Source organism: Streptomyces sp. NBC_01508 (assembly GCF_045040315.1).
Lineage (GTDB): Bacteria > Actinomycetota > Actinomycetes > Streptomycetales > Streptomycetaceae > Streptomyces.
In genome coordinates this window covers 5,269,308-5,287,664 of record NZ_CP109419.1, presented here as the reverse complement: position 1 = coordinate 5,287,664, position 18,357 = coordinate 5,269,308, and the positions used below count along the sequence as shown (strand labels likewise).

Sequence of the window (18,357 nt, the reverse complement as noted above, 5' to 3'; positions counted from 1 at the left end):
TTCTGTTCTGCGGGACACGCAGAACAGCGTGAGGGAGTCGCTGACCCGGGCCACCAACCGCGAGATTCGGCCAGGTCGTTGGAGACCCGCAGACTGTTGCTCTGCGTAATCGGCATCAGTAGAATCTGTGACGCCCATCCGCCGGAATCCTCACACTCGGAGGCAGCGAGTGAACCGTTCCTGGGAAGCAGATCCGTCCGCGTTATTCGAGCGGCGCCTCGGCAAGACGGCTCAAGAACTCGGAAACTCGAAAGACAAGAATGAATGCCCGGACATCTGGCAGCTCAGCAATGGTGATGTCGCAGTTATCGGCCGAGATCTGACAGCAGCCTATTCGGCGAACCTTCCCGCCGGAGTCTCCCTGGCGGCGGACGAACGTCTCGTCGTGATCCCTGGAAATATGCTCAGCGCCGCGAAGGAAGACATTCCGGATGCTTGATTTGAACGTGCCGTCACTCGATCCCGAGCTGGGTGTGCGCCTCGTCAGCAAGGACTACAAGCGTGACTTCAGGGAACGCGACGCGGCAATCCAGGACGGCGGCGCGTGGAAGCTGGAGCGACGGCAATACTTCGAGGAGCAGAACGACCCCAGCAGGGACGCTCTCACGCGTGGCGACTGGCAGGAGGTCTTGCGCCTCTTCGCCGAGGATCGGGAAGCGGTGCTGGCCGGAGCTCTGGAGGACAGGAGCCGTGGGTACACCTTTCACCGGGTACGTATTGTCGAGTACCCGATCACCGCCTATGTGCAATGGGAGTTGTACTGGCTTCGGCAGCATGCGGAGTTGGGTGGAAGCAACGTACGGATTGTCACTGCGAAGCAAGTGGCGGATGCCGAGAAGACCCAGCAACTCCCGGAAATGGTAGTCCTCGGCGAACAAACCCTCTACAACGTCATCTACAGCGACTCCGGGGTGCCGATGGGATCCATCCGCTTCACCGATGAGCAGCATGTCCGCTCCTGGCAGCAGTACATCCGATCACTTTTCGAGATCGGCGAGGACATCGCCTCGTACTTCGCCCGCGAAATCGCACCCCTGCCCGCGCCAGTCCCGTAATCCGGAGCACATCATCAACGAGCACAGCGGTACACCGGACGTTCCCGACAGCTCGCACAACGACCTGTCGGGAACGTCCCACGACGTCGTCCAGGCCGGGAACGTCACCGGCGGAGTCCACTTCCATCGGCATGGCGAGAGCGATTCGGGCCGTGAAGGCCCGGTGCCACGCCAGTTACCGGGCGACGTGCACCGCTTCGTCAACCGCACCAGCGAACTCGGCCAGTTGAACGCCGTACTGCCCGGCGAGGACGGTGACGGTGCCCCCGTCGTCGTCTCGGTCGCCGTCGTCGCGGGCACCGCCGGCGCGGGAAAGACCTCGCTCGTGCTGCACTGGGCCCACCAGGTCCGTGAACGTTTCCCCGACGGGCAGTTGTACGTCAACCTGCGCGGGTACGACCCCGCACAACCACTGAGCGCCCAGGAAGCCCTCCGGGGGTTCCTCTCCGCCCTCGGGGTGCGCGCCGACTCCGTGCCCCAGGAACCCGACGCCGCAGCCGCGCTCTACCGGTCCCTCTTGGCCGACCGGACGATGCTGATCGTCCTGGACAACGCGGCCACGGTGGCGCAGGTTCGCCCGCTGCTCCCCGGCGGCTCGAACTGCCTGACCGTGGTGACGAGCCGCAGCAGACTCTCCGGGCTCGCCATACGGGACGGCGCGCACCGGCTGACACTCGGCACGCTGCCCGAGCCCGAGGCCGTTGCCCTTCTGCGTGCCGTGACCGCCGGCTACCGGCCGGAGGACGATCTACGCGAACTCGCCGAACTCGCCAAGCTTTGCGCCGAGTTGCCCTTGGCCCTACGCATCGCCGGTGAACGCGCCGCCAGCAATCCGCATTTGCGTCTGGCCGACCTGATCGCCGAGCTGCGCGACGAATCCGTCCTGTGGGACGCGCTCAGCATCGGGGACGAGGAGGAGGCCGAGGCCGTCCGGACCGTGTTCGCGTGGTCCTACCGCGCCCTGTCCGAACCGGGCGCGACGCTCTTCCGGCAGCTCGGCGTACATCCCGGACCGGAGTTCGGCCTGCCCGCCGCCGCCGCGCTCGCCGCACTGCCCGCCGTACAGACCCGCCAGCTCCTCGACTCCCTCGTGGGCGCGCATCTGCTGGAGCAGACAGGGCCGGACCGCTACCAGTTCCACGACCTGCTGCGCGCGTACGCCGCCGGACTCACCCGGCAAGAGGAGCCCCAGGAGGAAGGGCAGGCCGCCCTGTACCGAGTGCTGAGCTGGTATCTGCACACCGCGGAGGCGGCGCGGATCAGGCTCGCCCCGGCGGAGGAGCCGGTATCACTCCCGGAACTGCCCGCAGGTGTCCGGCCATTGGCATTCGCGGACTACGACGCGGCGATGGACTGGGCGGAGCGCGAACACACCAACCTGCTGCGCACGGTCAAAGCCGCCGCCACCGGGCAACACGACGTGCTGGCATGGAAGTTGGCGTTGACCCTGTGGTACACGCAACCGCCGTCCGCGTCCATGGCCGACTGGCTGGCGGTGGGCGCCACCGGACTGGCCGCGGCTCGCCGGGTCAACGACTCCGTCGCCGAGGCGCGGCTCCTCGCCTGTCTGGGCATGGCACATCACCGGATCAACGCGTGGGACGAGAGCCTGGACTGCCATCAGCAGGCGCTGGCGATCCGCCGTACCAACGGCGACCGAGCCGGCGAGGCGGATTCACTGAATCTGATCGGTCTCATCCATCTGCGTCGCCGCCAACTGGACGACGCCGCATCGCATTTCGAGAACGCGGCAACGCTCTGGCAGGCGGTGGGCTCCGAGCGCTGGGCGGCCTCGGCCCTGTCGAATCTGGCGACCACGCACTACAACGCGGGACGTCTGGAAGAGGCGTCTGTCTGTGCCCAAGGGGCGCTGGCCGCCCACCGCGCCCTCAAGAACGCGGGGAGCGAGGGTAACGCGCTGCGCGTGCTGAGCTGTTTGCAGCGCGAACGAGGTGAGTTGGACGCGGCCCTCGGCTCGGCCGAAGAGGCCATGGACATCGCCCTTGCCCTGCGTGACCAGATCTACGAGGGCTACTGGCTGCTCACACTTGGCGATGCCCAACTGGCCCTGACCCGGCCCGCGGACGCCCTGACCTCGTACCAGCGCTCCGCCGACCTGCACCGCCGTCTCGGTAACCGCAGCCGTGAGGCCATGGCCTGGTACGGCACCGGTGCGGCGTACCAGGCGCTCGGCCGGGCCCAAGAGGCCACGCACTTCCACCGCCGGGCGGCTGCCGTCCACCACGATCTCGGCGACTCGTGGCACGAGGCGCTGGCCCTGGAGGCACTGGCTGAGGCGCTGGCCCCGACACCGGACGACGCCGGCCCGCACAGGTCCGAGGCGCTGCGGCTGATCGTCGCGTACGACGACGGCCGGGCGACGGCGATGCGCCGGCGCCTCGCGGAGCGGAGCGCGTAAGTCCTTGGGCGGTGGCCCGAGTTGCCCGCCGGGCGATCAGGCGGACACCGCCAACCCGGCGCCGTAGCAGTCGGATGCAACTACCTTGAGAGGATGGGAGCTTGATCACCCGTCAGGCTGACGCTGACGACGAAGGAGGCAGTATTGGTGCTGGCTTGGTGTGGCGACCCCGAGGTGAAGGCCGAGGCGCTTGCCTTCGCGGGCGAGGGCATGCCGCTGTCAGAGCTGTTGCCCGAGGCACAGCGGTCATGGGGGATCCCGCCCGGCGTCTGCACGTTGTTGAAGTGCTTGCCGGATGGACAGTCCGTGGCCGCCTTCGAGGCGATCCCGGTCGGCGCCGATCTCGCCTTGGTACCGGCGCGGTGGGCGCTGGAGTTGCTGGCCGGCGAGCACGGCGCCGTGCATCACACCGATGCCGACTCATCGCAACGCATAGCCGTCGACCTGGTGATCACGCTGTATCGGCGCAAGACCGCCGGTGAGGACCCGCCAGGCAGTGAGTGGGTGGCCGCCTCTCGCGCGGCCGAAGCTGCTGGAAGGGCGGCCGCTGCCGACCACCGCCTTGGTCCTGCCGCGCACGCGGCGGCCACGGCCTACGCCGCTGCCGCTGCCCAGGCGCCCGAGGCCGCGCCCCTCGCCGCCCAGGCCGCCAGTGCGCGAGCCGCTGCCATCGACGCCGTCGACGACACCACCTTCGAGGACTACCAGGCCGCGTACGCCGAAGCCGACGCACTCGCGCAGGCAGCCGAGTACTCCCGGGAAGCGATGATGGATGCGACCGAGGCCGCGTTCCACGTCACTTTCGCTCCGGTCAAGGACGCCGCGGAGCGCGCCCGCGCCGCCCTCGCTGCGGGTCGGCCGGTCAGTGAGCGGGACGCCGCAGCCTGGGAACAGGCCAACGCGGCGGGCGAAGTGGCCTCGGCCACGTTGGGGCAGTACACCGCATGGCGAGTCGATCGCCTGCTGTACCACCTGTCCCAAGGGCCCTTGATCGGCGGTGAACTTCGCTGAGAGAGCCGCCTTCTTCCTCGGCGTCACCCCGCGACCGAACCGGGCGGGGTCTCGGCTGACGGCTGCCGGAGCAGCCCGTCCGGGGTGTCGAGCCACGGCCGTTGCGTGCCGTCGCGGGTGACCGTCAGTCCGTAGCGGTAGAGGTCGGGGCGGCCGGCCCGCGTCCAGTGGGTGTGGGCCTGGGCGAGTTCGTCCAGCAGGGCGCGCGGGCCCCATTGCCGGGCCGTGTCGCCGGCCACGTACGCCCACGACGTACGGGTGGACAGCCACCACGCCGGTTCGTCGCCGTCGCCGGAGTCCGTGTCCTGGCGGTCGGCGTGTACGTCCGGGAGCATCAGGCCCACCGCGAATCGGGCGTGGTAGTCGTCGTCCAGCCAGTGCGGGCCGGACGGGACCGGACGCGGGCGGGTGTTCTCCCACGCGTCACGCGTGTATACGTCGCGCAGCGGCGAGTGATCGTCACGGCGCTGGCCTCGCAGGTCCATGAAGGCCATCGGGTAGCCGAAGTGGCCTTGCGCCGCCCGGCCGTCGTCGGTGACGCGGAGTACCGCCATGCCGGACGTCGCGAGGGTGGTGCGCCACGGGGTCACGATCAGCCCGCCCGGCCGCACCTGTTGGACCCACGCGCCCGGCACGCGCTGCGACGATGCCGTGGAGATCAATCTGTCGTACGGCCCGCCCGCCGGGTGCCCGGCCTCGCCGTCCGCGACGACGACGGCGGGCCGGTATCCGGTCGCGTGGAGTGCTCTTTCAGCGTTCTCCGCCACGGCGGGATCGATCTCGACGCTGACCACGTTCCGCGTCCCGACCCGCTCGCACAGCAACGCCGCGTTGTATCCCGTACCGGTGCCGATCTCCAGAACCCGGTGGCCGGGTGCCAGGTCGGCCGTCGCGAGCATCGTGAACACCGCGTTCGGCGCGCTGATGGAGCTGGTCGGCAGGGTCCCGCCACCGGTGCCGGGGCGCCCGTCGTCGACCTGTGTCACCACGGACCGCGCCGCGTCGTGGACGAGTTGGGCCCAACCGACCGGGTCGACCGTCCGGTCGAGCGGCCGGTAGGCGTCCTTCGACCACACCCACACCCGGTCGGGCACGAACGCGTGCCGCGGAACCTTGCGGAACAGGTCGCGCGTCCAGGGCTGCTGGAAGCCCTCGGCGGCTTCCAGGTCGTCGGCGGCGCGAGCGCTCAGCGCGTCAGGATCGAGGCCGGTCATTTCCGGTGCGTGCCGCCTCCGGGCTTGGAGACATCCGGGTGCCGGCTGTCCGAATCACCAGGCGACGGCGGTGGGGTCGGCGGTGACGGTGGTTGTGACGGTGGCGATCCGTGAGTTCCCATTTGCATCCTTTCCCCTACCAAGCGGGCCTGTTGTGTGACATGGCGCCATGTCGCGATCAACTACGTTACGCAGAGGGGGCACTCGGTCACCAGGGCGCGATGGGGTCACTCCGGGGGCGTGTGAACCTGTCGGGCCGCCCAGCCGTGTACTGCGTGGAGACCCTGGGGAGACTGCCCGGAAACCGGATACGGGGAGATTGACGTGAGTCCGCCGAGCCACTTCGCAACCCGGCACGCCGGGCGGGCGATGGTTGGTCATGACACGCACCGTTCACTCACATCTGGCGCAAGTGCCACGCAAGATCAGTTACAGAGCCACGGTGTTGCCTTTACTCTCTCCAAGGTCCCTCCGAGCTCAGCGGCGTGCCCGGCGGATCGCACCATCCGGCACCGACCCCCCACCCGTCCTCGGCGTGAGCTGATCAAGTAGCGGAGGCCAAGTCTTGGGCGACAACGAGATGTCCGTCTTCGGTGTCTCCCCGACCGAGGAAGAGATCTACCGGCACTTTCTCCGCAATCCCGATACGTCGGCGGACGACATCCACCTGCTGGTGCACACCGCGCGGGACGACGCCCGGCGCGGCCTCGACCGGCTGCGGGAGCTGGGTCTGCTCCATCCCGACAGCAGTCACCGGTGCGTCTCCCCCGCCGACCCCGGCGTGGCCCTTGGCCGGCTGACCGACGCGCGGCTGAACGCGCTCCACGAGGAGTTGCGCCGGCTCATGCAGGCCCGCGATCTCGTCGACGGGCTACGTGCCGAGCAGGGGTCGCGGCTGCCTCCGGTGCGGGGCATCGAGCAGTTGGAGGGGCTGTCGGAGATCCGGAACCGGATCGACGACCTGGCGTTCTTCGCTCGCGACGAGATCCTGTCCGTGGAGCCGTACACGAAGCTCTCGCCCGAGAACATCGAACGGTCCCGCCCGCTGGATCTGCGCTGTCTGCGGCGCGGGGTGCGCATCCGCAATGTGGTGCTCGCCGCCGCGCTCGACGACCTGCCGACCCGGGAGTATCTGCGCGAACTGGTCAAGCGCGGGGCGCAGATCCGGGTCGCGGAGAACATCACGGAGCGGATCCTGGTGTACGACGGCCGTACGGCCCTGGTGCCGGTGGACCCGCAGAACACCTCACGCGGGGCGCTGCTGGCCCACAAGAGCGGGCTCGTCTCCAACATCATCGCCCTGTTCGAGAAGATCTGGTCGCAGGCGGACGATCTGCTGACCGTCACGAAGGAGTCCGCCGACGCCGTGGGCGGGCTCAGTGAGATCGAGCAGCGGGTGCTGATCTCGATGTGCACGGTCGGCAAGGACGAGGCGGGCGCCCGGGACCTGGGTATCTCGGTCCGCACGTATCGAAGACACGTGGCGGACCTGCTCCAGTCCCTCGGGGCCGCGAGCCGTGCGCAGGGCGCGCTGCTGGCCCGCGAACGGGGCTGGATCTGAAGCCAGTTGGGGCGTGGGGGGGGCGGGTCAGCGTTGTTCCGTCCAGCCCCACAGCGCCGCGTCCGCCAGGACCGCGCGCACCGTGCGGTGGATGTCGGTGTCGCTCGTGCCGCCGTCCCGGGCGATCCACAGGCGCACCCGGTCCCCGGCGGCCTCCGGCACGCATCTCCAGTGGTGGGGCAGCAGGCCGAGCAGGCGGATGACCGTCGTCTCGGCGGACGGGGCCGCGCTGTCCTCGCGGACCGTCACCACCTCCACGTAGCCGGGGCCGTGCTCGATGTCCGCGGACCATTCCCACTGGGCCGTCATCATCGGGTCTCCTTGAACAGATGCCTGGCGGCCGTCGCCATGGCCGCGATACCGGCAGGCAGCGCGGTCCGTACGTCCGGGGCGAACTGCGCCGAGTGGTTGGGCGGTACCGGCCGGCCGGCGGAGCGTGCGGCGCGCCACTGGCTCGGGGATGTCGTACCGACCATCCAGTATGCCGTCCGCACGCCGTCGGCGGCGAAGCACGGGAAATCCTCGGTCGCCATCGAACCCGGCCAGTCCGTCACCCGGTGCGGGCCGAACTCCCGCTCGTGGGCGGCCCGTACGGTCGCCGTCGCCGAGGGGTCGGGCAGCAGCGCCGGGGAGCGGGAGACGACGGTGATGTCGGGGTCCCTGGGGCATCCGGAGGCCGCGCACTCGGCTCGTACGATGCGTATCCCCGCCGCCACGGCCCGTTCCAGGGCCTGATCGGTCGTCGCTCGGACGGTGATGCCCAGCTCCGCGTCGTCCGGGACGACGTTGCCGCGGCTGCCCGCGCGCAGGGAGCCGACGGTCAGGACGACCTGGTCGGACGGGGCCGTCTCGCGGGAGACCACCGTCTGGAGGCGCATGACGGTCGCGGCGGCGGTCACGACGGGGTCGACGGTGAGCTGCGGGGTGCCGGCGTGGCCGCCGTAACCGTGGATGACGACGTCCAGCGCGGCGCTCGCGGCCATCATCGGTCCGCCCCGGCCGTGCGCGAGTGTCCCGGCCGGCAGGGGCGCGGTGTGCTGGGCGAGGACGGTGCCGGGGGTGCCGAACCGCTCGTAAAGACCGTCGGCGAGCATCGCGCCCGCCCCTTCCAGGGTCTCCTCGGCGGGCTGGCCGACGACGAGGAGGGTCCCGTTCCAGGTGTCGGCCGCCGCCGCGAGCAGGGCGAACGCGCCTGCGGCCGAGGCGAGATGGAGGTCGTGGCCGCAGGCGTGCATGGTGCCGGGGACGGTACTCGCGTACGCCAGGCCGGTGCGTTCCCCGATGGGCAGGGCGTCGAGTTCGGCGCGCAGCATCAGGGTGGGTCCGGGGCCGTTGCGCAGGACGCCGACGACGCCGTGGCCGCCGACGCCGCGGGTGACGGTGGCGCCGTCGCCCTCCAGGCGGGCCGCGAAGCGCTCGGCGGTCTCGGCTTCGGCGCCGGACAGCTCGGGGTGGGCGTGCAGTTCCAGGTAGAGCCCGAGGGCGTCCCGCAGGGTCTCGCGCGGGACGGCGCCGGGGCCGGCGAGACCGGGAGCGGGACCGGCGGAGGCAGCCGGGGGCGTGGGGGTGGGCGTGGACGTGGGCTTGGACGCTCGGGGTGGGTCCTCGTGCAGCGCGTCGATCATGCGCCGTTCGCCTCCTTGCTTGAACGTTCCCTGCTTGAGCTTTTCCTGAGGTTCGAGCGTGCGCCGACGCACGCGCACCGGGCGAGCGTTCCGCTGACACCACGTGTCAGCGGTGTGACAGCGAAAGCCGGGCCCAACTGACAGCGCAGCCGGGTGAAATGGGCCCATCGCAAGGGAGCGCCGCCGGACAAGCCGGTGAAGCCCCGGTGACCGAAGGAGAACCCCCATGGCCCCGAAGACCGTTCTCGCCACCCTCGCCGACGAGATCCTGGAGCTTGAGTCGGAGACCTTCGAGATCTCGGACTACTCGGACGCGTCCGAGGTCGTTCTCGCCGGTTCCACGTCGTGCTCCTCGACGTCCACCTGCTCCAGCACCACCAGCACCACCTCCTGCTCCGCCTGATCCGGCTTCGCAGCGCACCGCCGGCCCCTTTCCCCGTGGGAACCACCCACCGGGTGAGGGGCCGGCCGCCGTCGTGCCCCTGGCCCGCGACCGGTTACGGGAAAGGATGCGGAACCGCCTTGATCCCCGACTTCGGCAGGTCGTCCGTACGCCGCCCGGCCGCCCGCAGTGCCGTCCGCAGCCTCGGCATCAGCAGGGCTCGCTGCCGTGTCCACCCGAAGTCGAGCGGCAGCAGACCGGGCACGATCGTGCTGACCGTGTGCAGCCCCATCCGCCGCTGCTCCGGCGTCGTCTGGTCGACGGCGATCACGTCGTACCCGGCACCCGCCAACTCGTCGCGCAGCAGCCACAGATCGTCCAGCAGGTCACCGGTGCGCGGCCGGACCGGGGCCCAGTCCGCGTACGTCTCGTCCAGCGTGCGCACGGCCGTCGGCTCCAGGTACTCGCGGGCGTGGTGCGCCATCTCCGGCAGGCCGTACAGCTGTGCGTGGTCCTTGAGATGCAGAACCTTGCGGAAGTCGCCCGCCATCTCCCGCAGCTCGCCCTCGCGTTCGGCGACCTGGTAGGGCAAGTGCGGTATGTAGGTGAGTACTTCGGACAGGGCCGCGTCGACCGTGCCTTCCGGGTCGAAGCCGGCGGCGGCGCTGAAGGAGAGCGTGCCGAGTCCGCCGTCGCGCCGTACGGCGAGGGCCGTGACGACGGGTACGGCGAGATCCATCCGGGTGTCGAAGGCGTGCACGTCGTAGCCGTGCAGCGCGGCCCGGTCGAGCATGCTGCGGATCGTGCCGCTCGCGCACGAGCCGAGGTCGATCTCGGTGAGCTGGGCGCGGCCGTACCAGGCGAGCAGGAACGCGTCGCGTTCGATCAGCTCCAGCAGCCCGAAGAGGATCGCCTCCTCCAGACTCCCGCCGGTGGCACAGCCGTTGGAGCACTCGAAGACGAAGTTGTCCGCGTCGACGCCCGCGCTGTAGTGCGCCAGGCGCGCGGGGACGAGGATCGGGCGCTCGTCGCGCAGCGAGTGGCCCCAGACCCAGGGGATCGGCCGGTCGGGGTCGAACGGGCTGACCAGATGGTCCTTCTCGTACGTCGCGTCCGCGTAGAAGCCGCGGTCCGCCGGGTTCAGCGCGTCGGCTGCGAGGTTGTTGTACGAGTCGACGACCGGGGACGTGCCACGGCGGCGGTGGGTGCCCGCGTACCGCTCAAGTCCCTCCAGATAGGCCAGGGTCCGGCTGGTGGCGTAGCTGTTGGCCTGGCCGCTCCAGGTGACGTCGTTGAGTCCGGCGTAGCCGCGTACGAAATTGGTGCCCGCGACGGGGGCGGTCGTGGTGGACGTGGGGTTGATCCAGATGTCCGAACCGAGCGTCCCGCAGACCGGGTTGGCGAGCGCGGCGGTCGGCAGCGGGTACGCGTCCAGCGGGCGCAGCCGGTAGCCGGCCGGATCCGGTTTGGGCCGGGCCGTCAGGCGCATGCGCGCGGCGTCGGCGGTGTCGGGGTGTTCGGGGACGCAGGACGGGCAGAGCGGTTCGGGCAGCAGCGGGAAGGTCGCGACGGCGAGGGTGCCGAGGTCGATCCGGGTGACCTGCGGCAGCTCGCGGTCGGCGGCGGTGGCGGCGGGCGGGGTCAACTGCCCTGTACGGACGGCGAGATACGCCGCCCAGACCGCGTCCACCGCGTAGTCGGTGAGCAGTGGCCAGTCGACGGCGCCGTGCGGTTCGTGGCCCAGTTCCAGCGCCTCGCGTTCGGAGCGGCTGCGCAGCCGCTGCCAGCGCATGGCGAGGCACTGGCCGCAGGCGGTGTGCCCGGCGCCGCCCCAGGGGCCGACGAGGGCGGCCCGTGAGGTGAGCTGGACGTTCGCGGCCGGGCGCAGGGTGGCGTACGGGTCGGGGTGCCCGAAGCCGAGGACGTCGGCGGCGCCGAGGGGCACCACGCGCGGCGCGGGCAGCGTTCCCCCGACGGATTCGGCGGCCTCGAACCGTGCGGTCAGGGCCTGTTGGAGGCGCACCCGGCCGCGCTCCAGCGGGGTGCCGTCGGCGGGGACCACAGCCGCCCCCGCCTCCGTCCCCGCGACTGTCCCGGTAGCGGTCCCGGTGGTGATCCCGGTCGTGGCCCCGGTCGTGGTCCCGGTCGTGGCCCCGGTCGTGGTCCCTGGCGTGGTCCCTTTCGTCATGACTGGTCGCTCCAGCGGAAGGTCTTCAGCGCGACCGCGCCGAAGACGACGGCGAACGCGGTGACGCCGCCGCAGGCCACCAGGATGTCCCCGCCGCCGCCGTCACCGGTGATGGCGGCGGAGATGCCGTCGTTGAAGTAGCGCAGCGGCAGCACCAGCGACACGTTCTGCATCCACCCCGGCATGGCGTCGAGCGGGAAGAACGACCCGGACAGGAACGCCATCGGCACCATCAGGCAGTTGGCGACGGCGGCGACCGCCTCCGGGGTCTTCGCGAACGAGCCCACGATCACGCCGACCGCGAGGAACGCGGTGATGCCGAGGAAGAGCACCGGCAGCGCCAGCGGCCAGCTCCCCGCCGGTTCGAGGCCGAAGAACGGCAGCATCGCGACGAGCACGAACATCGCGGCCTGCACCGTGCCGATGGCGAGCGCCAGCACGTAGCGCGAGCCGAGGATCGTCGGCAGCGGGGTCGGCGTCATCCGGATCAGCCGCAGGATGTCGTCGCGGCGCCACTGCATGATGACGAACCCGACGCCGAAGACGGCTGCGTTGGCGACGCCCCACGACAGCACACCGGGGGCGATGTAGTTGATGTACGGGCGGCCGCTCTCCTCGACGGTCATGCCGTGGAAGATCAGGCCGAAGACGATCAGGAAGAGGAGCGGGAAGGCGAAGGTGAAGAAGAGGGTGGTCTTGTCGCGCGTGTACGCCTTGTAACCGGCCTGGCTCAGCGCGGAGTAGGCGCTCATGGCGCGCGTACGTGGCCTGCTGGCGGCGCCTGTGGTGCTCGTGGTGCTCGTGGTGCTCATCGTGTCGGTGCTCCGTCTCTCGATGCGGGCGTCGGGGTCCGAGGTGTCGGGGTCCGGGGTCCAAGTCCGGGGTGTCGGGGTCCGGGTGCGCCGGGCTACGCCTGCGGGCTGCCGGTCAGTTCGAGGTACACGTCCTCCAGGCTGGCGGTGCGTGTCTGTACGCCGTGCAGTCCCGCGAGCGCGTCGACCGCCGACAGCACCGGACCCGATTCCTCGGTCTCCAGCACGATCAGGTCGCCGTCCTCGGTGGCCCGCAGCACACCGGGGATGGCCTGCGCGTCGCCGAGCGAGAGCCGGTCGGCGGGGACCAGCAGCCGGGTGACCGAGCTGCTGGCGGCGACCAGCCTGCCCGGGGTGTCCAGCGCGACGATCCGGCCGTCGATGACGATCGCGACGCGGTCGCAGAGCGCTTCGGCCTCGTCCAGGTGGTGCGTGGTGTAGACGATGGTCCGTCCGGCGCGCTTGAGCGCGCGCAGCACCTGCCACAGCGCGCGGCGGGCCTGCGGGTCGAGCGCGGCGGTCGGCTCGTCGAGGAAGATCAGCTCGGGGTCGTGGACGAGCGCGGAGGCGATGGCCAGGCGCTGGCGCTGGCCGCCGGAGAGGTCGTCGACCCGGACGTCGCGCTGTTCGGTGAGGCCGACGGCGGCCAGACCGCGCTCGGCCGCCTCCCGGTCGGCCTTGTACAGCGCGGCGACCGTCTCCAGGTGCTCGCGCGCCGTGAGCCGTACGAAGAAGGCGGACGCCTGGGTCTGTACGCCGAGCCGGGGCAGCAGTTCGGGGTCGCGCGGCCAGGGGTGCCGGCCGAGGACGGTGACCGAGCCCGAGTCGGGGCGGCGCAGGCCCTCCATGATCTCGACCAGCGTCGTCTTGCCGGCGCCGTTGGGGCCGAGCAGACCGAAGAACTCGCCGCGCGGGACGGTCAGCGAGATGCCGTCGACCGCCCGCTTCTCCCCGTACCGCTTGTGGATCGCGTCGAGGACGACGGCGGGTCCTTCGGCGGGTCCGTCTGTGCGTCCTTCGGTGGAGTCGTCGGTGGGGGTGGGGGTCATGCGGGTCTCCTTGCGGGCGGGGTGGTGCGACGGTGCGTGCGGGCTTACGTGGTGACGAGGTGGACGGCCAGCGCGACGACGGCCGCCACGATCCCGGCCAGGACGAGCAGCGAGCCCGCCGTGTAGCCGAGGTAGGCGGTACGGGCCCGGCGCGGGTACGCCTTCGCCGCCGGATCGCGCCGCACGGCGAGGCGAACGTACTCCCGGCTGGACGTGGCGAGTCCGGTCGCGCCGCACAGTTGTGCGGCGATCTTGTACCCGTCGAGCGGCGGGAACGGTACGAGCATGGCCAGCGCCTGCGCACTGCCCAGGAGCAGCAGCCCGGCCAGCGCCTCGCCGGTGGCGTCGTCCACCGGCGCGAACAGCCACACCGCGCAGAACGGCAGCAGGACGGCCAGGTTCATCACCGCGCCCGCCGCGGCGGTCGCGACGCGCTGCCAACGCGTAGGCAGATAAGGATAGTTGTCGACCGTGCAGTACATGATCACGACGGGCAGGCGCCAGCGCAGTCCGATCTCGGCGACCTGCCCGCCGTAGCGTCTCGCCACCACCCCGTGGGCCAGTTCGTGCAGCGCCGTGCTGAACCAGAGCAGCGTGGCGGCGCCGGCGAGCAGCACCGGGTTGGTGAAGAGCGCCACCGCCCCGTCGACGAGTTCGCCGAGCCGGGCGACGGCCAGCACCTCCATGGCGGTGATCAGCAGGAGCAGCGGGACCATGAAGGGCGCGGCGAGCAGGAAGCCGACCGCCCGGTGGAGCCGATCGGCCGTCGCGTCGGCGTCGGCGACCAGGGGGAGGGTGCCGCGCAGCAGGGTGCGCGCGGGCTTCGGCGGCTCCTCGGCGGGCGGCGCGGCGGGGCCGCCCGCGACCGCCGTGACCGCAGGGACCGTAGGGACCGCCGCGGCCTCCGGCCCGCCCTCCAGCAGCCCCCGGGCTCCCAACATGCCCAGCAGCCGACGCCAGTTGGCGTCGCCGAGGCGCTTGCCGTACTCCGCCGCGTACTGGGCGCCCAGCTCGTCCAGACCGCGCGTGCCGTCCATGCGCGCCATCAGGAAATGTTCCTTGACCCCGACCTCGTACGACTTGCCGCTCCGCGGGTTCTTGACGAGGTGCACGGTCCGGGGGCCGAGCAGCAGCGCGTCGCTGACCAGCACCCCGGGGCGCAGACACGGCCGGTACCGGTCGGTCGCGGCCCGGTCCGTGGGGGCGGTCACGGCGTGGTCACCGCCTGTGGGGGCGGTCACGGCGTGGTCACCGCCTCCGTCGCCCTGTTCTCCGCCGGTGCCACGGACTCCCGCAGGGTCCGGCCCAGTACGTGCGACAGATACGCCTCGTCGCGGATGGTGACGTGCAGCCGGTTGTTCGTCATATGCATGTACGGGGAGAGCAGCAGCGGCAGCGCGACCGCCGGGTCCGTCACCCGCTCGTCCCGCTCGCCGTCCCAGGACCGGAAGACCAGATCGCCATCGAGCGTCAACTTCCTTGCGCGCTCGTTCAGTTCGGCGCAGTGTTCGGCCCAGCCCGCGAGGAAGCCGGGCAGCCGGCCGGGCTCACCGGCGCCGACGGCGGCCCGGACGCGGGCGAAATGGCCGGTGAGGCCGGGGGCCATCGCCGCGTAGTTCTTGTCGTACTCGACGGTGCCGATGAAGCCGGTGCCCGGGAACGCCGTGTGCCAGAACTCGTAGTAACTCTCCAGGTATTCGGTCAGCTCACGGTCGTCGGGCAGGAACGTCCCCGCCATGACCATCATCAGCTGCGCGGACGTGCCCAGCAGTACGGTCCGCAGATGGAGGTTCTTGGTGCGCAGCGCCTCGATGACCAGATCGCTGGAGTGCCTGAAGTGCCACTCGGCCAGCTCGATCCCGGCGGGGCCACCGTACTTGCCGTACTCCGGCTCGTACGGTTCGGCGCTGCGCGAGTTGTTGGGGCGCAGATTCATCCGGCCCTGGTCGTCCATGTAGTGGCCGCGCTCGCTGCCGGGGAACTCGATCTCGAACAGCGTGTTGTAGAAGTCGTTGAGGAAGCCGGAGTCGACCTCGTACAGCGCGGGGCGCTCGGCCAGGAAGGCGTCGACGGCCTGCTCGGTGCGGGCGCGCACGGCGGGGGCCACGGCCTCGCTGACCGGCTTGAGGCGCAACCGTACGTGCGGGCCTTCGAGCCAGTAGTTCATGAAGAAGTAGTTGTCGATGAGTCCTTCCGCCTCCAGCCCGGCGACGAGCGGGCGCACGCACTGGAGCAGGAAGGGCCGGGGGTTGGCGGCGTAGAAGACGTGTGTGGCCTGCCAGTTGCCGGGGGTGGTCATGAGGCGTCCCTTCGTGCGGAGTCGGCGGACCGGAGTGCCGCGGGAGTGGTCGGGGCCGGGCCGGCCAGGGTTTCCACGGCCAGCTCGCAGACATGGCGGCCACGCTCGGACACGGCGTGCAGCCCGTCCTCGTCCGGCAGCATCTCGCGGAACACGACCCGCGCCCCGTCCGTCTTGAGCAGCGCCTCGAACGCGGTGAGCGAGAGCGGGCTGTCGAAGTCCAGATACTGCGGCTTCGCGCCCGTCGCCCCGCGCGCCCCGCTGTCCGACACGGTCACGAAGACCCGGTCGGGCAGCCCGGTCGCGCGCCGGAAGCGGTGCCAGCCGAGGAACCACTCGTCGTCACAGACGCCCGGCGCGAGCAGCGGCAGCCCGGCGGCGGGCGCGCTCCAACTGCGCCTGCTCAGTACGACGCTGCCGTGCCGTACCCGCGGCCTGCGGGTGACACCGCCCACCGCCTCGCCCTCCGGCACCCCGCCCCACACATTGAGCGGGGACATCGAGGTGGGCGACAGGAGGAGCAGGGTGCGGGGCAGTTCGGGCAGGGCGAGCGGCACGAGATAGCCGAGGTAGACGGGGATGACCTCGCGGCCGAGCCGGGTCGAGCGCAGCACCAGCCGGTCGGCGGTCTCGTCGTGCTCGATGAACAGGTCGTCGAGGTGGATGCGGTACGCCTCCGGCAGGGTGCCGCTCTCGCCGGGGCAGACGATCTCGTACTCGGTGAGCCGCCCGTGCAGATTGAGATTGCTGGTGACGGGGCCGCCGGTGACCTCGGCGAACACCGCGCCCGGCGGACGCACTTGGGCCGCACCGGCCAGCAGGTCCGCGTCGAGTCCTTCGAAGCACTGCGTGAAGCGGCTGAAGGGGAAGGACAGCCCGCCGTACGAGCGATTGAGGACGATCAGCGGGTCGTGCCGGCGGTCGGCGAGCTGGATGTGGTGGCTCATCGGTGCGAACGCCGGTGCGGCCGGTGCGAGTTCGGCGGCGATGTCGGCGAGGAAGCCGGCGCCGAGGTCGATCTCGTCGCTGTCGCCCTCGGAGGACCAGAGCGCGCGCATCCGCTCGATGAACAGCTGCCGCGCCGTGTCGATCGCCTTGAGCTGCGGCAGTCCGAGCCAGTTCACCTCGGGTACGTACTGCCCGTCGGCGTCGAAGGGCGTACGGCTCGCGGTGAACGTCATGTACTGGTCGAAGAAGTCCTCGTGGAAGTCGTGCACCAGCTTGAGCAGGTCGTCGCAGCGCCCGCCCTGGCCGTAGCGGGCCTGGAAGTAGCCCTTGAACGTGACGCGTTGGGGGAGCGTCAGATCGAAGGCGGGCAGCACGCCCTCCACCCGGCCGAGCGGCGCCGCCGTCAGCTCGCGCCAGGCGGCGAGATCCATCCTCGTCCCGCGTCCGGCCGCCGCGTCCTCGTACAGCAGGGTCTGCGGCACCCGGGCCTTCTCGGCGCCGAGCTCCGCCTGGATGTCCTGGAGTGTGCTCCGGAGCGCGGCGATCACCTCGCGGCGCTCGGTGGGCTCCGCCGCGGCGAACCGGTCGGTCAGCGCGACCGCCTCGTCCAGCCGCGCGGCCAGCTCCGCGGCCCACGGCCGGTCCAGCTCGCGCAGCGACCGCTGGAAGGCGCGCAGCGGGTCGGTGTCGTGAACAGCCGTACGCAGCGCGGGTACTTGGACCATGCCCAGCTCCAGCAGCGCGGCGAGATACTGCTCCGCCTCCGCCGCGTCCGCCTGCGCGTCGTCGGCCAGCCAGGCAGCCAACTCGCCGTAGCGCGGGACCGGGTGCTCCTCGAAGAAGTCGAGCAGCCGCTCCAGCGTGCCGCTGCGGCGCAGGAAGAACAGCCGGTCCTTCACCGCGTCGAAGGTCACGGCCGTGTCGTCGTCGCCGGTGGTGACCCAGCGGCGTACGTAACGCACCCGGTCGTCGTCCCTGCCCCAGCCGGAGGCGGGGGCGACGGGCAGATCCGCGCGGCGTGCGGGATCGGCGATCACGCACTCGGCGAGGCGGCCGAGCGCGACGACGTTGACCCGCGCGTGGCCGGTCCACTTCTCGGCGACCCATACCTCGAAGCCGTCCCCCACCTGCTCCTCTTCGAACTCACCGAGCGCGACCCCGGTGAATGTCGAGAACGGGCTGGTCTTGCAGACGGTGCGGTAGAGGTACGACAGCAGCGACCGCTCGATCTTCCTGCGCCGCTTGTCGGGCCTGGCGTCGTGCCTGCCGTCCGCCCCCTGCCTCAGATACGCGTCGATCTGCGCGTCGAGCGTCGGTGAGGCCAGCAGCAGCCCCTTGCGCAGCCGCTCCTCCCCCGCGATCCCACGGAGCGCGGCGCGCGCCTCGGCGCTCTCGTCCGCGAACAACTCGGCTCCGGTGGAACGCAGTTCGGCCAGCTTCCGCCGGTCGAGCAGCCACCGTGACAGCGCCTCGCCCGTCGCGGCGTCACGCCCGGCGACCAGCGCGAGGGCCGCGCCGGGCCGCTGCGGCAGCCGGTTGTTGAACACCTCGCGGCGCAGTTTCAGCAGCGCGCGCCGGTCTGCCGCCTCGTCGGGACCGGCGTCCGCGCCGTCACCGGTACGGCCGACGAGGTCGTGCAGCAGATCGCCGACGCCCTCGCCCGCCACCCGCAGCCGCTCCTCCTCGGCGAGCACGGTGTCCGCCCAGCGGCGGCCGGCCGGGCAGCGCAGGGCGCGCACGGTGTCGATGGGCAGCCCGGCGACGCGCAGCATGAAGGCGCGCCTCGGGTCCTGG

Annotated in this window: 15 protein-coding genes; 6 read left to right on the top strand and 9 right to left on the bottom strand. The window is 71.1% G+C overall.

All coding sequences use genetic code 11. The features are described from left to right. The first annotated feature begins 169 nt into the window (after positions 1-169). The 4 genes from OG700_RS24680 (at position 170) to OG700_RS24665 (ending at position 4,485) form a co-directional block, all read left to right on the top strand. Positions 170-439 carry a hypothetical protein gene (locus tag OG700_RS24680; protein WP_405617088.1) on the top strand — a complete coding sequence of 90 codons (270 nt, stop codon included), beginning with the start codon at positions 170-172 and terminating at the stop codon, positions 437-439. Then, positions 432-1,055 (top strand): DUF6879 family protein, encoded by a 624-nt coding sequence (locus OG700_RS24675; RefSeq protein WP_405617085.1) that lies wholly within the window; start codon positions 432-434, stop codon positions 1,053-1,055. The genes OG700_RS24680 and OG700_RS24675 overlap by 8 nt, the downstream gene beginning before the upstream one ends. Before the next feature lie 163 nt (positions 1,056-1,218). Next, positions 1,219-3,474: an ATP-binding protein gene (locus OG700_RS24670; protein WP_405617083.1), complete on the top strand. Its 2,256-nt coding sequence runs from the start codon at positions 1,219-1,221 to the stop codon at positions 3,472-3,474. A 144-nt stretch (positions 3,475-3,618) separates the two neighbouring features. After that, positions 3,619-4,485, top strand: a complete 867-nt coding sequence (locus OG700_RS24665; RefSeq protein WP_405617081.1) for a hypothetical protein — start codon at positions 3,619-3,621, stop codon at positions 4,483-4,485. A 23-nt stretch (positions 4,486-4,508) separates the two neighbouring features. Here the strand turns inward: OG700_RS24665 and OG700_RS24660 are convergent, their stop codons facing one another. After that, a complete protein-coding gene (locus OG700_RS24660; RefSeq protein WP_405617079.1) occupies positions 4,509-5,699 on the bottom strand; it encodes a methyltransferase domain-containing protein in 1,191 nt (396 codons plus the stop codon). 565 nt (positions 5,700-6,264) lie between these two features. Between OG700_RS24660 and OG700_RS24655 the strand changes: the two genes are divergently transcribed. Then, the gene (locus OG700_RS24655) at positions 6,265-7,260 is read left to right on the top strand and encodes a helix-turn-helix transcriptional regulator (RefSeq protein WP_405617077.1); all 996 of its coding nucleotides are present in this window, start codon (positions 6,265-6,267) and stop codon (positions 7,258-7,260) included. Positions 7,261-7,287: 27 nt separating this feature from the next. Here OG700_RS24655 and OG700_RS24650 read toward each other — a convergent pair whose 3' ends face one another. Continuing rightward, entirely contained in the window at positions 7,288-7,569 is a 282-nt protein-coding gene (locus OG700_RS24650; protein ID WP_405617075.1) for a hypothetical protein, read from the bottom strand. Next, a complete protein-coding gene (locus OG700_RS24645; RefSeq protein WP_405617073.1) occupies positions 7,569-8,885 on the bottom strand; it encodes an amidohydrolase in 1,317 nt (438 codons plus the stop codon). Before OG700_RS24645 ends, OG700_RS24650 begins: the two co-directional genes overlap by 1 nt. 226 nt (positions 8,886-9,111) lie before the next feature. Here OG700_RS24645 and OG700_RS24640 point away from each other — a divergent pair, with 226 nt between their 5' ends. Continuing rightward, positions 9,112-9,288: a thiazolylpeptide-type bacteriocin gene (locus OG700_RS24640; protein WP_078076938.1), complete on the top strand. Its 177-nt coding sequence runs from the start codon at positions 9,112-9,114 to the stop codon at positions 9,286-9,288. A gap of 94 nt (positions 9,289-9,382) precedes the next feature. On the opposite strand, the gene OG700_RS24635 is transcribed toward OG700_RS24640, so the two are convergent. The 6 genes from OG700_RS24635 to OG700_RS24610 form a co-directional block, all read right to left on the bottom strand. After that, positions 9,383-11,455, bottom strand: coding sequence for a TOMM precursor leader peptide-binding protein (locus tag OG700_RS24635; RefSeq protein WP_405617070.1), 2,073 nt, complete (start codon positions 11,453-11,455; stop codon positions 9,383-9,385). Continuing rightward, complete coding sequence (locus OG700_RS24630) at positions 11,452-12,207, bottom strand: ABC transporter permease (RefSeq protein WP_405621943.1); 756 nt, start codon at positions 12,205-12,207, stop codon at positions 11,452-11,454. Before OG700_RS24630 ends, OG700_RS24635 begins: the two co-directional genes overlap by 4 nt. Before the next feature lie 155 nt (positions 12,208-12,362). Beyond that, positions 12,363-13,316: an ABC transporter ATP-binding protein gene (locus OG700_RS24625; protein ID WP_405617068.1), complete on the bottom strand. Its 954-nt coding sequence runs from the start codon at positions 13,314-13,316 to the stop codon at positions 12,363-12,365. A gap of 44 nt (positions 13,317-13,360) precedes the next feature. Further along, positions 13,361-14,527, bottom strand: a complete 1,167-nt coding sequence (locus OG700_RS24620) for a site-2 protease family protein (RefSeq protein WP_405621941.1) — start codon at positions 14,525-14,527, stop codon at positions 13,361-13,363. 26 nt (positions 14,528-14,553) lie between these two features. Further along, positions 14,554-15,615 (bottom strand): lantibiotic dehydratase C-terminal domain-containing protein, encoded by a 1,062-nt coding sequence (locus OG700_RS24615; protein ID WP_405617066.1) that lies wholly within the window; start codon positions 15,613-15,615, stop codon positions 14,554-14,556. Then, complete coding sequence (locus tag OG700_RS24610; RefSeq protein WP_405621939.1) at positions 15,612-18,335, bottom strand: lantibiotic dehydratase; 2,724 nt, start codon at positions 18,333-18,335, stop codon at positions 15,612-15,614. The genes OG700_RS24615 and OG700_RS24610 overlap by 4 nt, the downstream gene beginning before the upstream one ends. Positions 18,336-18,357 lie beyond the last annotated feature (22 nt).